Annotated in this window: 12 protein-coding genes and 2 pseudogenes; 7 read left to right on the plus strand and 7 right to left on the minus strand. The window is 61.9% G+C overall.

Annotated features, from left to right (window positions below):
- Positions 1-131 precede the first annotated feature (131 nt).
- The 3 genes and pseudogenes from DDE77_RS11430 to DDE77_RS11440 form a co-directional block, all read right to left on the minus strand.
- Positions 132-856: pseudogene (locus tag DDE77_RS11430) on the minus strand (SDR family oxidoreductase).
- On the minus strand, positions 846-2,501 hold the full coding sequence (locus DDE77_RS11435; protein WP_108397609.1) for a GMC family oxidoreductase: 1,656 nt from the start codon (positions 2,499-2,501) through the stop codon (positions 846-848). Before DDE77_RS11435 ends, DDE77_RS11430 begins: the two are co-directional and overlap by 11 nt.
- A gap of 39 nt (positions 2,502-2,540) precedes the next feature.
- Positions 2,541-3,302, minus strand: coding sequence for an FCD domain-containing protein (locus DDE77_RS11440; protein WP_245895192.1), 762 nt, complete (start codon positions 3,300-3,302; stop codon positions 2,541-2,543).
- Positions 3,303-3,460: 158 nt separating this feature from the next.
- On the opposite strand from DDE77_RS11440, the gene DDE77_RS11445 reads away from it, so the two are divergent.
- The 7 genes and pseudogenes from DDE77_RS11445 to DDE77_RS20080 all read left to right on the plus strand — a co-directional run bounded on the left by DDE77_RS11445 (position 3,461) and on the right by DDE77_RS20080 (position 9,752).
- Positions 3,461-4,939, plus strand: a complete 1,479-nt coding sequence (locus tag DDE77_RS11445) for an aldehyde dehydrogenase family protein (RefSeq protein ID WP_108397611.1) — start codon at positions 3,461-3,463, stop codon at positions 4,937-4,939.
- Positions 4,940-4,946: 7 nt separating this feature from the next.
- A complete protein-coding gene (locus DDE77_RS11450; RefSeq protein ID WP_108397612.1) occupies positions 4,947-6,056 on the plus strand; it encodes a mandelate racemase/muconate lactonizing enzyme family protein in 1,110 nt (369 codons plus the stop codon).
- Positions 6,057-6,554: 498 nt separating this feature from the next.
- A complete protein-coding gene (gene exbB / locus DDE77_RS11455; protein WP_245895193.1) occupies positions 6,555-7,592 on the plus strand; it encodes a tonB-system energizer ExbB in 1,038 nt (345 codons plus the stop codon).
- A gap of 3 nt (positions 7,593-7,595) precedes the next feature.
- Positions 7,596-8,051, plus strand: a complete 456-nt coding sequence (gene exbD / locus DDE77_RS11460) for a TonB system transport protein ExbD (protein ID WP_108397613.1) — start codon at positions 7,596-7,598, stop codon at positions 8,049-8,051.
- Entirely contained in the window at positions 8,048-9,028 is a 981-nt protein-coding gene (locus tag DDE77_RS19480) for an energy transducer TonB family protein (RefSeq protein WP_108397614.1), read from the plus strand. Before exbD ends, DDE77_RS19480 begins: the two co-directional genes overlap by 4 nt.
- 387 nt (positions 9,029-9,415) lie before the next feature.
- A pseudogene (locus tag DDE77_RS20220) lies at positions 9,416-9,517 on the plus strand (hypothetical protein); the annotation flags it as partial.
- A gap of 31 nt (positions 9,518-9,548) precedes the next feature.
- The gene (locus DDE77_RS20080) at positions 9,549-9,752 is read left to right on the plus strand and encodes an SIP domain-containing protein (protein ID WP_483863848.1); all 204 of its coding nucleotides are present in this window, start codon (positions 9,549-9,551) and stop codon (positions 9,750-9,752) included.
- Positions 9,753-9,872: 120 nt separating this feature from the next.
- Here DDE77_RS20080 and DDE77_RS11480 read toward each other — a convergent pair whose 3' ends face one another.
- The 4 genes from DDE77_RS11480 to DDE77_RS11495 form a co-directional block, all read right to left on the minus strand.
- The gene (locus DDE77_RS11480) at positions 9,873-11,144 is read right to left on the minus strand and encodes an L-fuconate dehydratase (RefSeq protein ID WP_108397616.1); all 1,272 of its coding nucleotides are present in this window, start codon (positions 11,142-11,144) and stop codon (positions 9,873-9,875) included.
- Between the two features lie 131 nt (positions 11,145-11,275).
- On the minus strand, positions 11,276-12,007 hold the full coding sequence (locus DDE77_RS11485) for an SDR family oxidoreductase (protein ID WP_108397617.1): 732 nt from the start codon (positions 12,005-12,007) through the stop codon (positions 11,276-11,278).
- Between the two features lie 10 nt (positions 12,008-12,017).
- Positions 12,018-13,124: a mandelate racemase/muconate lactonizing enzyme family protein gene (locus tag DDE77_RS11490; RefSeq protein WP_108397618.1), complete on the minus strand. Its 1,107-nt coding sequence runs from the start codon at positions 13,122-13,124 to the stop codon at positions 12,018-12,020.
- Positions 13,124-14,203, minus strand: coding sequence for an ABC transporter ATP-binding protein (locus DDE77_RS11495; protein ID WP_108397619.1), 1,080 nt, complete (start codon positions 14,201-14,203; stop codon positions 13,124-13,126). Before DDE77_RS11495 ends, DDE77_RS11490 begins: the two co-directional genes overlap by 1 nt.
- Positions 14,204-14,213 lie beyond the last annotated feature (10 nt).

The raw sequence follows: 14,213 nt of genomic DNA on the forward strand, positions 1-14,213 counted from the left end.
CTCGCATCCTGGCGAGGCGGTTGCAATTAGCTGACGACGCTGGTGCGCACGCTCTGTGTGGTCCCAGCACTGATCCTGGTCCGGCTTCGGAGCCGGCGGATCCCTCCCGATTGTTCGACCCTCCTTTTGTCTCAGTTGACCGCAAATCCTGCGTCCACGGGCATCGCTACGCCATTGATCATCGCCGCCGCATCGCTGAGCAGCAAAGGATGACCGAGGCGACTTCCTCGGGCTGGACGAACCGCCCCAGCGGCATGCGACGCAGCATTGGCTCCGACTTATCTGGATCGCTCCAGGCCTTGACGGCCATCGGCGTCAGCGTGATCGCTGGGTTGACCGAGTTGACGCGAATGCCCTGCCTGCCGAGTTCGTTGGCCATGACCCGTGTCATGGCGTCGAGCGCGCCCTTGCTGGCGCAGTAAGCGGCATGATCGGCCCAGCCCATCCAGGACGCATTGCTCGAGACATTCACAATCGCCCCGCCTTGCCCGCGCGAAATCCGGTCTCTGGCGTATTCCTGCGCCAGGATCATCGGCGCCTTGACATTGACCGCGAACAGGGTGTCGAGGCTCTCGATGCTGGTGGCGAGGAAAGGATCGAGAATGGTTGTGCCCGCATTGTTGACCAGATAGTCGCAGGGCAAGGCCTGTTGCGCAGCGGCCCGGGTGGCCTCTGCATCAACAAGATCGACCGGGATGATCTCGCAGCCGATGTGATCCCGGAGTTCCTGCAGGTCAGCCTTCGTCCGGCTCATGGCGATGATCCGGGCGCCTTGTTCGGCCAGCATCAGGGCCGTTGCCCGGCCGATACCCTTGCCGGCACCGGTGACCAGAACGGATTTCCCCTTAAGCGACATGGCTTACCCGCTCCTGACCCACCTGCCGCGAGGTGGCGCCCAGAACGAAGCTCGCACAGCGATCACCCAGCATCATTGCCGGCGCGGCAGTGTTGCCCGAATTGATAGTCGGGCATGCGGACATATCGGCGACGCACAGATTTTCGACGCCACGCACTCGCATCTGGGCGTCCAGCACCGCGAGGGGATCGCCGTCCGGCCCCATTCGGCAGGTGCCGGCCGGATGGTAGTTGGTCTTGACCAACTTTCTGCAATGGGCCGCCAGTGCGTCATCGCTGAGATCGGCGGTATCGGGTCGCAGGACCTTGTCCACCCGCCTGCCCAGCGGTCCGTCCTGGAAAGCCCGAAGAAAGAAGCGCTGACCGGCAATCATGGTTGCCATGTCGTCGGGATGCTTGAGAAGATGCGGCGACACGATGGGCATGTCGGCGGGATCCGCCGAACGCAGTTTCACAAAGCCTCGCGATTTGGGCTTGGTCACCACGGTCGTAATGGTCACGCCATGTGTCGGTTCGATCAACTTGAGCAGGTCGCGGTCGAGATAAACAAAGGGGACGCAGAAGGCCTGGATGCTGGGCTCGCCTTCGGGGTCAAGCGGATTGACGAAGGCTCCTGCCTCCACGCCTGCCGAAGTGACCATCCCCGTGCCGAACACCTTGAACTGCAGCCCATGCATGATCATGCGCCAGCCGTCGGTATGGCCGAAATAGCCATATGGTCCGTTCAAATGAGCAAGGATCGGCACTTCGGGGTGGTCGATCAGGTTCTGTCCCACGCCGGGCGCATCGATCACCGCGTTGATACCATGGTGCCGCAGATCATCGGCCGGACCGATCCCGGACAGCATCAGCAGCTTGGGCGTAACCAGCGCGCCGGAAGCAACGACGATCTCGCCCCGTGCTCGTACGGTTCGCTCCCCAGCGCCATCTGCGAACACGACCCCCGTGGCTCGTTCGTGTTCCACCAGGATCCGTTTCACGGCCGTGTTGAGCCTTACCGTTAGAAGGGGATTATTCCGAAGCGGCTCGATAAAGGCATAGGCCGCGCTGCTGCGCTTTCCGCGCCGGTTCATGAATTGGTAAAAGCCCGCCCCAGCCTGCGAAGGCCCATTGAAGTCGGGGTTAAACGGCACACCAAGTCCCTGCATTGTCTGCACGAACCAGCGCGACACATCATCGATATGGCCGGGATCGGAGACAAGCAGCGGGCCGCTGTCATTATGGCGTTCGTCGAAAAAGCGGTTATTGCCTTCCATGTTGCGGAAGTGGGGCAATACGTGCTCCCAGTCCCAGCGGACGCCACTGTTGTTGCCGCGCAAAAGCTCGTCCCAGGAGTCGTAGTCGGACGGGCGACCGCGCATGTAGACTTGGGCATTCACCGAGGTGCCGCCGCCTAGCACATTGCCCTGGCTGATCTCATGCACACGCCCGTCCAGATGCTCCTGGGGCGTGGTCGCATGATAGCGCATGAACTTGCTGCCATTGATCATCTTAAAAATGCCCGGGGGCATGTCGAGCAGCGGATGGTGATGCGAGTGCCCGGCTTCCAGCAACAGCACGCGCCGTCCCGACTGGACCAGCCGCGCGGCCACAACGCAGCCCGAAGCGCCCCCTCCTACGACGATATGATCGTATTCTTCAGCCACGTCTCGTCCTCCCACTCGACCTGTTTCTCTTTGCGGAACTCAGGCCGGCTCGAATGTTCCCCGCACGTACTCCCAGGCCGCAGCGAGATGCCCGTTCAGCGCCTCCTCCGCCGCCTCCGGATCCCGCTCCACAATGCGGCGATAGATCTCGCGGTGACTGAGGAAATTGCTCCGGTTGCGCTCAGAGGAGCGATGCATTTGCTCCCAATGAGGGCGCAGCCAGGCGGTGAAGGCGCGATGGATCGAGGGCATTACCGGGTTTCGCGGCAGCTCGTAGAGCACCGCGTGAAAGGCCATATCGCTGCGATAGAATTCGGCTGCGTCGGCGATAGCTGCCTCGTTGGCATCCAGCGCCATCTTCAGCGCAGCGATATCATCCTTGCGAGCATGAAGCGCGGCATAACGTACTAGCGCGGCTTCCATGAAGACGCGGGTATCATAGAGATTCTTGACGCCGGCCGACTGGCCGAGCAACTGGCCGACCACTCCGCCCAGCGCTGAAAGCGCCGCGTCATAGCCAGGCCGGCGGACCACGGGGCGAAAGCGCGGACGCGTTTCGACCAAACCCCGCCCGGCCAGCCGAGCCACCGCTTCGCGCGCAACCGTTCGGCTGATGCCGAACTGCGCCATCAGTTCGCGTTCGGCAGGCAGGAAGCTGCCATCGGGCAATTCGCCGGTACCGATCATTGCCTCAAGGCGCGCAACCACCGCATCGGCCGCCCGATCCGTGCCGCCTTGCCTTGCTTCCGCAAATTGCTCCACCGCACCGATCACCCTGATCTCCTCTCCTGCCTCACTCAACCACATCAGCACCAAAATGCAATCTAAAAAGCACTTTTGGTCGCTCCAAAAACGACGACTATCCCCATTTCTGTCGCGGTGTGACTTGACTTCTGTCGCCATCCTTGGCCTGTTTACCTAGGGTTTGGTCGGATCAAACTGCCTGCGGAGAAGCAGTTATGTTGCAAGAAATGTTGTCGGCGCTGACTGGCTCAGGCGTCTATCGGGGCCAGATGTTCATTGATGGGCACTGGACCGACGGCAGCTCCGGTGACGTATTCGAGGTGGAAAACCCGGCCACTGGACGCATTATCGGCACCATTCCCCAGGGAGGCGCCGACGATGCTGCGGCCGCATTGGATGCGGCGCGCAGGGCGCAACCGGCCTGGGCGGCGCTGCCGCCGTTCGAGCGCGCCAAGCTGCTGTTCGCCCTTGCCGATGCGGTTAAGCAATATGATGGCGTGCTTGCGCGCATCGTTGTTGCCGAGCAGGGCAAGCCGCTCAACCAGGCAATGGGCGAAGTGGGAGCTACCGAGACCTTTTTGCGCTTTGCGGCCGAAAGCGCACGCCGCATTGAAGGAGATATCATCCCCTCCGACAGCATGGATGAAGAGGTCTGGATTCGCCGCGTCCCGCATGGTGTCGTAGTTGGCCTTACGGCCTGGAATTTCCCGGCTGCTCTGGCTGCCCGCAAGTTGGGCCCGGCACTTGTGGCCGGCAACACCTTTGTGCTCAAGGCTCACGAATTTACGCCGTTTTCCGGCATTGCTCTGGCGCAGCTGGCCAACCAAGTCGGCTTCCCACCCGGCGTGTTCAACGTGGTCACAGGTGCCGGGCGCACCATCGGCGAAGCCCTTGTAACGAGCCCTGACTCAGACCTCATCACCATGACCGGCAGCACCCGGGCCGGCCGGGAAATATACCGGTCGGGCGCCGACCAGATCAAAGTGCTGCGGCTTGAACTGGGTGGCAAGGCACCGTTCATCGTTATGGACGATGCCGATATCAATGCCGCCGTGGAAAGTGCCGTTGCTGCCCGCTTCAGCAATTGTGGGCAAATCTGCACCTGCAACGAGCGCATGTATCTCCACGACACAATCGCCGGAGAGTTCCTCGACAAGTTTCTGGCCCGCACCAGCAGCCTCAGGGTTGGCGATCCGCTAAGCAACCCCGATATCGGCCCAAAGATCAGCGGGCTTGAGGTCGACAAGGTCGAGGCGATCGTCGAAGAGACCATTGCAGCGGGTGCCGAGGTGCTGCTGCGTGGCGGGCGCCTGAGCGATGGCGCCTATGCGCAAGGGCACTGGTATTCACCCACCGTGCTGAAGGTTCGTGACAATACGGCTCCGGCCATGCAGCAGGAAATCTTTGGACCCGTCGTGCCCGCCATGACGGTCTCGAGCTTCGAGGAAGCATTGGCACTGGCCAATGACAGCGAGTACGGCCTTTCAGCCTATATTTATTCGCAGAACTTCCGGCGGCTGATGCAGGCGGCCCGGGATCTGCAGTTCGGCGAAATTTACGTCAATCGATCCAGCGGCGAATTGGTCCAGGGCTTCCACACCGGCTGGGGTCAATCCGGGCTTGGCGGAGAAGACGGGAAGTATGGCCTCGACGGCTATTTCCGCAAGAAAACCATGTATGTGAACTGGTCGTGAGCGGGCAATGAACAGCAGGATCGAGAGCATCGAGGCGCAGCTTTTCCGCGTGCCGCTGCCCAAGGTGATGACCGACGCCAAGCATGGCGCTCACACCCATTTCGAGCTGGTTACGGCGACGGTGCGGACGGCCGATGGCCTCGAAGGCGTCGGCTACACCTATACCGGCGGCAAGGGCGGTCACGCCATCCGCGCCGTGCTTGAACATGACCTTGGTCCCGCGCTGGTCGGCAAGGACGCAGCCCAGATCGAAGCGCTCCACGACGCCATGTGGTGGCACATTCATTATGTTGGCCGCGGCGGCATCACCAGCTTTGCCATTTCCGCGGTCGATATCGCGCTCTGGGATCTTCGCGGCAAGCGCGAGGCCCTGCCGCTCTGGCAGATGGCGGGGGGCACGAGCGCCCGGGCAAAAGTTTATCGTGGCGGCATTGACCTCAACTATACGCTCGACGAACTACTTGCGAGTATCGAGGGCTATCTCGCCGCCGGCTTCACGGCGATCAAGATCAAGGTTGGAAAGGATGATCTTGCCGAAGATCTGGAGCGGGTCGCAGCGGTACGCCGCCTGATCGGTCCGGGCATGCCCTTCATGGTTGACGCCAATTATGCCCTGGACGTGCCACGCGCCATTGCGGCAGCCAAGGCATTTGGACCCCATGACATTCTTTGGTTCGAAGAGCCGATCATTCCCGATGATTACCGCGGCTATGGCGAGATCGCCGAAGCCACCGGCATGCCACTTGCCATGGGCGAAAACCTACATACCATCCACGAATTCGAATATGCCATTGCGCAGTCCAAGCTTTCCTATCTACAGCCTGACGCATCCAATTGTGGCGGCATCAGCGGCTTCCTGCGTGTTGCCGAGATGAGCCGCGCCGCCAGCATTCCCATCTGCAGCCACGGGATGCAGGAACTCCATGTCAGTTTGGTTGCAGCGCAACCCAATGCGGGATGGGTGGAGGCGCATAGCTTTGACATCGACACCTATACGACCCGGCCGCTGCAGCTGCGCGATGGGTGGGCAGTGGCGCCCGACATACCGGGCACCGGCGTCGAGTTCGACTGGGCCAAGCTCAAGCACGCCGCCACGCAAAGCGCGCCTGGCGAATAGCTCCTAGAGAACAAGCAACCCGAGCACTCAGACAGCGATTGCCGCATTCCATGCTGGCCGCAAATCAATCTGCCTCGAAGAGGTGGTCCCGGCGTCGGAACCGGCGTTGAGCTCCTTCGGTTCGGCCAGCGCGTGGTCGTGGGCCCGCTCGATCATTCCCCAGCGCAGTGTCCTACTCAGCAAAAGATATGCAGCTCACGGCGAAGACAGGCGAGCGTTTCGGTCAGCTTCCTGTCGCCACTGTAATTCCTGCTGCAGCGGCTGATAAACGCAAAGCCTGCCGTCGACCGTGGGACCGTCCACACACTCGCATGAACCGCTGTTTCTATCAGCAAGCCGGCAGCCGAGAGCGGCAATGATTTGTTTGAGTGGCTAAAGCGCCCCGCTAACGCGCGGGCGCAGCACGACGATTCCCCCTTGTGCAGATCACCGCAATATTGTTGACACCTGTACTCATGTTTCATAATGACCTGCTCACAAGGTTTCGGAGCTCGAGGCATGGACATGGTCGGCGGCGTTGCAGGAGTTAAGCTGGGGCTTGCTCTTTCCTTGGTGATCGCCTTGAGCGCGGGCGCGTCTTTGGCCCAGCAACAGCCAGCCCCTGCGCCAATCGAGCAGGCGGCCCCTGCCCCGGCGCCGGTCGCTGTTGAGGTCGCCCCTGTTCCTGTTCCTGTTCCTGAACCAGCTCCTGCCCAGTTCCCTCCGGCAACACCCGCGCAGCAGAGCATCGACATCGAAGCCAATGACGGTGCTGCCAATACCGCGCCCGTGCCCCTCACGACCCAGCAGGCATCGCCCGAACACACCGACGACACCCTGCCGCATGACCTGTCCCCCTGGGGCATGTTCATGGGGGCCGACTATGTGGTCAAAGGCGTGATGATAGGCCTCCTGCTTGCGTCCATAGCCACCTGGACGGTCTGGCTTGCCAAAACGCTTGAACTGATCGGCGCCAAGGCGCGGATCAGGCGCGCGCTCAAGGCCCTGCAATCGGCCACCAGCCTTGCAGAAGCCGGCCGGGCGCTGGACGGCAAGCGCGGCGCTGGCGCGACACTGGTTCTGGCTGCGCAGCAGGAAGTGGCGCGCGCCGAAAAGGTTATCGATTTTGCGCCCAGTGCAGGCCTCAAGGAGCGAGTCAGCTCTCGCCTCCATCGTATTGAAGCTGCTGCCGGACGCCGCCTGACCAAGGGCACGGGCGTGCTCGCCACGATTGGATCGGTTTCGCCGTTTGTCGGTCTGTTCGGCACGGTGTGGGGCATCATGAACGCGTTCATCGGCATTTCGCAGGCGCAATCGAGCAGCCTTGCAGTCGTGGCGCCCGGCATTGCCGAGGCGCTGCTGGCGACCGCCATGGGTCTGGTCGCGGCCATTCCCGCTGTTGTGTTCTACAATGCCTTTGCTCGCTCCATCACGGGCTATCGGCAATTGCTGACCGACGCCTCGGCGGCCATCGAACGGCTGATCAGCAGCGATCTGGACCATCGCTATGTCGCGCGCAACCACCCGGGCGCGCTGCAGACCCTAGCAGCGGAGTAGATCATGGCGGGCGGCATTCACGAAAACTCCGGCGATGACATGGCCGAAAGCCATGAGATCAACGTCACCCCGTTTATCGACGTTATCCTCGTCCTGCTGATCATCTTCATGGTGGCAGCGCCCCTTGCCACAGTGGACGTCAATGTCGATCTGCCAGCATCGACGGCTAGGCCATCGCCAAGGCCGGAAGAGCCGCTCTATGTCACCCTCAAGGAAGATCTGAGCCTCTCGCTGGGCAATGATCTCGTGGCACGCGAACAGCTTGGCGCTGAACTCGACAGGCAAACCGAAGCCGATCGAGAAACCCGCATCTTTTTGCGGGCCGATCAAAGCGTTGACTATGGGCAGTTGATGGAGGTTATGAACCTGCTTCGCGCGTCCGGCTATCTCAAGATCGGGCTGGTGGGGTTGGAAACTGCACCCGTAGCGTCTGCGGCTGACGCGGCCCCCGCGCAATGAACGATCCGCTTGGCACACGCCCAAACGATGAATTCGGACGCGGCTCCTGGCGCGATTTGATGCTGTGGACAAGCGCCTTTGTTGTCGTGCTCGGCACACAGGCAGGCGCTGCCTATTGGTATGCCAACAGGTCTCCAGAACCCATGCTCGAGGGGGGCATGCCAGAGGCCATCATGCTGGAATTGGCACCGATGAATACATCGGTAGACAATGCGATGAGCGATTTACCGCCAGACCAGCAGACCATGGTGGAACAGGCCGAGATCGCGCCGACCGAAATGCCGGAGGAAGAAGTGGTGGATCCTCCTCCCGAGCCTCAGGTGCAGCCAGCGGAGTTGCCCGACGAAATAGAGCCTCAGCCTGAGCCCGAACCGGAGCCCTTGCCGGAACCGGAACCAGAGCCGGTGGAACCACCACCTGAACAATTACCCGAGCCGGAAGAGCCGGCAGTGGAGCCGCCCGAAGAGATCATTCCCGATTTGGTCGAAGCGCCCGAACCGGCCGTGGTTGCGCCCATGCCGGTGCAGGCCTCGGCCAGTTTGCAGGAGCGTCGCAAGCGCCCTAGGCCCGTCGCCAGCCCACCGCCGCAAAAGGCTTCATCGCGCACAAGCGCGCCTCCGCCTTCGGAGGCACCGCGCGCGGAAAAGGCCGCCAGCACTCAACCCGCAGCGCGTCAGGCCGCTCCATCCGTGTCGCCTGCACGCTGGCAATCTCAGCTGATGAGCCACCTCAACCGGCGCAAGCAATATCCGCGCTCGTCCCAAAGCCGGCGCGAAGAAGGCGTCGTTCTGCTGCAATTCTTGCTTGATGGCGCGGGCAATGTCCGGTCATCGAAGATCGCCCGCTCGTCGGGCTATGCCGAGCTCGACCAAGCCGTGCTGACAATGATCAGCCGCGCCTCGCCCGTGCCCGCACCGCCGGCGGAAATTGCAGGCAAGCCCATTAGCATCCCGATCGAGTTTGTTCTGGGACGCTAGACTGAGTTGGGAGCCAGGACTCGCGACGTGCGCGTTTGGACAAGAAGCTTCAACTCAAGCTTGCGACCGGGGATTAAGCTGGAAATAGCCAGTATCGGGTTCGTGGCAGGAAACTGACGCCGAGATCGTGCTGTTCGTCCGAGGGGTCTTGCGGACACGCTCAGACCAACAACACGTTAGCCCACCCACCATATGGTGGATTGGCCGGTTTGATTTACCAGCTTTGATTGAGCGTTGCGCTGATAGTGCGGCCTGGATTGTAGAAGGTTGCTCCGAGCCCATTGACATATTTTTGCGCGGCGCTCTTCTCGTCGAGGATGTTGCTGACGTTGGGCTGCAGCGTCGTGTTTCCCGGGTCTCGTAGTTCAGGGCAGCATCCTGCCCGCTATCGCCCGGATCATCGAGGAAGTGCCGGCGAACACTCGCGTAGAGGCAATCATCGAGGTTTGGGACGATCGGGAAGAGCAAGACATCCGCTCCCCTGCTGCCCTCGACATCCCCTGGGTTCACCGCAAGAACTATTCCGACATCAGCGAGGGACAATTTGCGCGAGACGCCATCACCGCTCGAAGGCGTGGACGCGCAGACCTTTGTCTGGGTCGCCTGCATAAAGCAGGACGTCCGCGCCGTCCGCTCATTCCTCAGGGATCGCGGCCACAACAGGAAAGCCATGTATGTGGCCTGGTATTGGGAAAAAACAGAAGCTGCGCCGGCCGCCGGCTAGCTCAGGATCAACCTGCGACGCACATTTGCGCGGGGGGGATCGCAAGCTGCCCTGGCGGAGTTCGGCATCATACCCGCCAGGGACGTTGAAATTTGTGATTGTAGCCGGCTCGCATAATCCTCAGGCGAAGGTGTTAGCGGCAATCGACTCCGGCTTCATTTCAATCGAAAACCCCGGCCGGTCGGGCGGCATATAGGCCGCATCGCGGATCACGCAGGGATCAATGAAGTGCTCATGGAGGTGATCGACATATTCGATCACGCGCCCGTCCTTGGTGCCCGACACCACCAGATAGTCGATCATGGAAAGGTGCTGCACATATTCGCACAGGCCGACGCCACCGGCATGCGGCCACACCGGCTTGCCGTATTTGGCCGCCATCAGCAGCACCGAAAGCACCTCATTGAGCCCGCCGATGCGGCAGGCGTCGATCTGAACGATGTCGATCGCGTCGCGGGTAATGAACTGCTTGAAGAGGATCCGGTTCTGGCACATTTCGCCGGTCGCGACTTTCACGGGCGCCACGGCTTCGCGGATCACCCGGTGCCCTTCCACATCGTCGGGGCTTGTGGGCTCCTCGATGAAGTAGGGCCTGAAGGGCTTGAGGGCATTGACCCATTCCACCGCCTGGCCCACTTCCCAGACCTGGTTGGCGTCGATCATCAGGAACCGGTCCGGCCCCATGATCTCGCGCACGATCTGGAGGCGGCGGATATCGTCCTCAAGGTCGCGCCCCACCTTCATCTTGATGTGGTTGAACCCGGCCTCCACCGCTTCACTCGCCAGCCGCTTCAGCTTCTCATTGCTGTAGCCCAGCCATCCAGCCGACGTCGTGTAGCAGCTATAGCCCTCCGTCCGCAGCTTTGCGATACGGTCCGCCTTGCCTGCCTCCGCCTTGCGGAAGATCGCTAGCGCCTCCTCGGGCGTGATTGCGTCGGTGAGATAGCGGAAGTCTATAATCGAAACGAGCTGCTCCGGGCTCATCTCGGCCACATAGAGCCAGACGGGCTTGCCCGCCTCTTTCGCTAGAAGATCCCACACCGCATTGACCACCGCCCCGGTTGCCAGGTGCATTGCGCCCTTGTCCGGCCCGATCCAACGCAGCTGGCTATCCCCCGTCACATGCCGCCAGAAGCGGCCGGGGTCCTGGGCGATCCAGTCGAGTTCCAGCCCCACGACCCGGTCGGTCAGAGCCTTGATCGCCGCCACCACCACTTCGTTGCCGCGCCCAATGGTGAAGGTCAGCCCATGCCCCTCATACGGGCCATCCGTGCCCAGCACCAAATAGGCCGCCGAGTAATCGGGATCGGGGTTCATCGCGTCCGAGCCATCCAGCGACTGGGAGGTCGGGAAGCGCAGATCATGCGTTGAAAGGCTGGTGATCTTGGTCATTTCTACTCTGAATGTAGTGGTGCCCGGCCTCGTGGTTCGACAAGCTCGCCATGAGGTCTCATCTTGGCTCGAATTCCCAGAGGACCTCATCCTGAGCCCGTCGAAGGACGAGGTCCGGGCAAGCTGAACTCTTAGGCGGTCCAGCCGCCATCGATGATGTGGACCTGCCCCGTCGTATAGGTCGCGCCAGCCAGATAAACGGCAAGGTCCGCCACCTCGTCGGGTCGGGCAATGCGGCCGATCGGCTGGCGGGCAATAAAGGCCTTTCGCGCCCCTTCGAAATCCCCCGTCGCGTGCCAGCGCTCATGCAGGCTCGGCGATTCCACCGTGCCGGGGCAGATCGCATTCACCCGGATATTGGACGTAGTATAGTCGGCCGCGATCGACTTGGTGAGCCCCACCACCGCCGCCTTGGAGATCGAATAAGCAGCCCGGTTCGGCACGCCTTTAACCGAACTTGCCACTGTCGCCATGTTGATGATGGCGCCGTCCTTGCGCTCCAGCATTTGCGGCAGAACGGCTTTGATGGTGCGGATTTGCGCCCGCACATTGAGGTTCAACGCAAAGTCGAGGTCCTGCTCGCTCATCTCCAGCACGGTGCCCGAATGCACCACGCCCGCGCAGTTGAACAAAACGTCGATCCGCCCGATCTCGGCTACTGCCTGCCCCACCGCTTCATCTGAAAGCACATCGAGAACCCGCGTGGTAATGCCAGCCGTGCCCTCGAGCTCGGCAAGCTTGCCGGCATTGACGTCGGTCGCAATGACCTGGGCACCCGCCTTGGCAAAGGCCAGCGCCGAGGCTTGCCCAATCCCTTGTGCAGCGGCGGTGATAAGAACGATTTTGCCGGAAAGGTCGGCCATGGGTGAAATCCTATTGAATGGTCACATTGGATGCCTGAACGGCCAGGCGCTCGATGGCGGCGAAATCCCAGGCGATCCCCAGGCCCGGCGCGTCGGATGGTAGCGCCTTGCCATCGACGATACGCATGCCCTCGTTGGTGATCGCGTCGAGCTGGGGAATATACTCCACCCAGCGCGCATTGGGCACTGCCGCGCAGAGGCTCACATGCAGCTCCATCAGGAAATGGGGGCACACCGCGATATTGAACGCCTCCGCCATATGCGCCACCTTGAGCCAGGGCGTGATCCCGCCAATGCGGCCCACATCCACCTGGATGATGCTGGCGGCATGGTGCTGCAGATATTCGCGGAAATGAGACACAGAATAAAGGCTCTCGCCCACGGCAATTGGCACGCTTGTATGCTGGCTCAGCCGCACATGGCCCGAAATGTCGTCGGCCGGCAGCGGCTCCTCGAGCCAGCCAATATCGAGCCCCTCATAGGCCCGCGCCCGCCGGATCGCCTGGTCCACGTTGAACGCCTGGTTGGCGTCCGTGAAGATCTCGAAGCCCGGCCCCACGGCTTCGCGCACCGCCGCGATGCGGCTGACATCCTCATGCAGCGGCCGCCCGACCTTGAGCTTGGCGCCACCAAACCCCGCGGCCTTGGCACGTAGCGCGTCTTCCACCAGCGCGCTTTCCTCAAGATGCAACCAGCCGCCTTCGGTTGTATAAAGCGCAATCTCGCGCTGCGCTCCGCCAGCAAGCCTATGGAGCGGCATGCCCAGCCGCCGCGCTTTCAAATCCCACAGCGCCGTATCGATCGCCGCCATGGCAATTGCCGTGATCGCCCCTACGCTTGTGGCATGGGTCAAAAACAGCAGGTCGCGCCAGATCGCCTCGATCTCGTCGGCTTCCCGTCCGATGATCGCGGGCGCCAGCGTGCGCTCCAGCAACGCCATCACCGATGGTCCACCAGTCCCGATCGTATAGCTATAGCCCGTCCCCACGGCGCCATCGGCATCGGTGATCCGCACGATCGGGGTTTCCTGGCTCACAAAGCTCTGGATGGCGTCGACCCGCTTCACCTTGGGCTTGAGGTCGACCATTATGAGGTCGACCCGTACGATCTTGGCCACTAGAGCCTCCGCCCGCTGGCTTTGTCGAACACATGAAGCCGCGAAAGGTCTAGCGTGAACTCCAGCTCCTCCCCCGGATGCACCTCACGCGGATTGAGCATCTTGCCCTGCACGTCCTTGCCGCCCAGTTCCACAAAAAGGATCGTTTCGGTCCCCAGCGGCTCCGCGATAACGACGGGCCGCGACACGGCAATGGTCGCCCCTTCCCAGTGAAGGCTGTGCCCCCGCGGCGCAAAGCTTTCCGGCCGGAAACCCAGCACCACTTGCTGCCCCTCGCTCAGGACAAGCCCCGCCGGCAGCGGCACTCCCGTCCCATCGCCCAGCACCGCCATTTGCCCGCGCACAACAGCATCGAGCTGGTTCATCGGAGGCGAGCCGATAAAGCCTGCCACAAACACATTCACTGGCCGCTCGAACACTTCGGTGGGCGTACCCACCTGCTCGATATGGCCGTCGCGCATGATCACGATCCGGTCGGCCAGCGTCATCGCCTCGACTTGGTCGTGGGTCACGTAGATCACCGTGGTCTTGACCCGCTGGTGCAGCTTCTTGATCTCGACACGCATCTGCCCGCGCAGCTTGGCATCGAGGTTCGAGAGCGGCTCATCAAACAGGAACACATCGGGATTGCGCACAATGGCGCGCCCCATGGCCACACGCTGGCGCTGCCCGCCCGAAAGATTGGCCGGCAGGCGATCCATATAGGGGCCTAACCCCAAGATTTCGGCCGCTTCATTGACGCGTTTTTCGATCTCGGGCGCCGCCATGTTGGCGATCTTGAGCCCAAAGCCGAGATTGTCGCGCACACTCATGTGCGGATAAAGCGCGTAACTCTGGAACACCATGGAGATGTTGCGCTCGCGCGGCGGCAAGGCATTCACCACGCGCGAGCCAATCGAAATCGTGCCCCCGGTGATTTCCTCCAGCCCTGCAATCATGCGCAGCGTGGTAGATTTCCCGCAGCCCGAAGGCCCGACCAGCACCACGAACTCATTGTGCGCGATCTCCAGATCGATCCCATGCACGGTCTCGAGCTTGCCATAGCGCTTGACGACTTTGTTGAGGCGGACCTCGGCCATGATCTGGCTC

The sequence above is a fragment of the Devosia submarina genome, from assembly GCF_003056345.1.
Taxonomy (GTDB): domain Bacteria; phylum Pseudomonadota; class Alphaproteobacteria; order Rhizobiales; family Devosiaceae; genus Devosia; species Devosia submarina.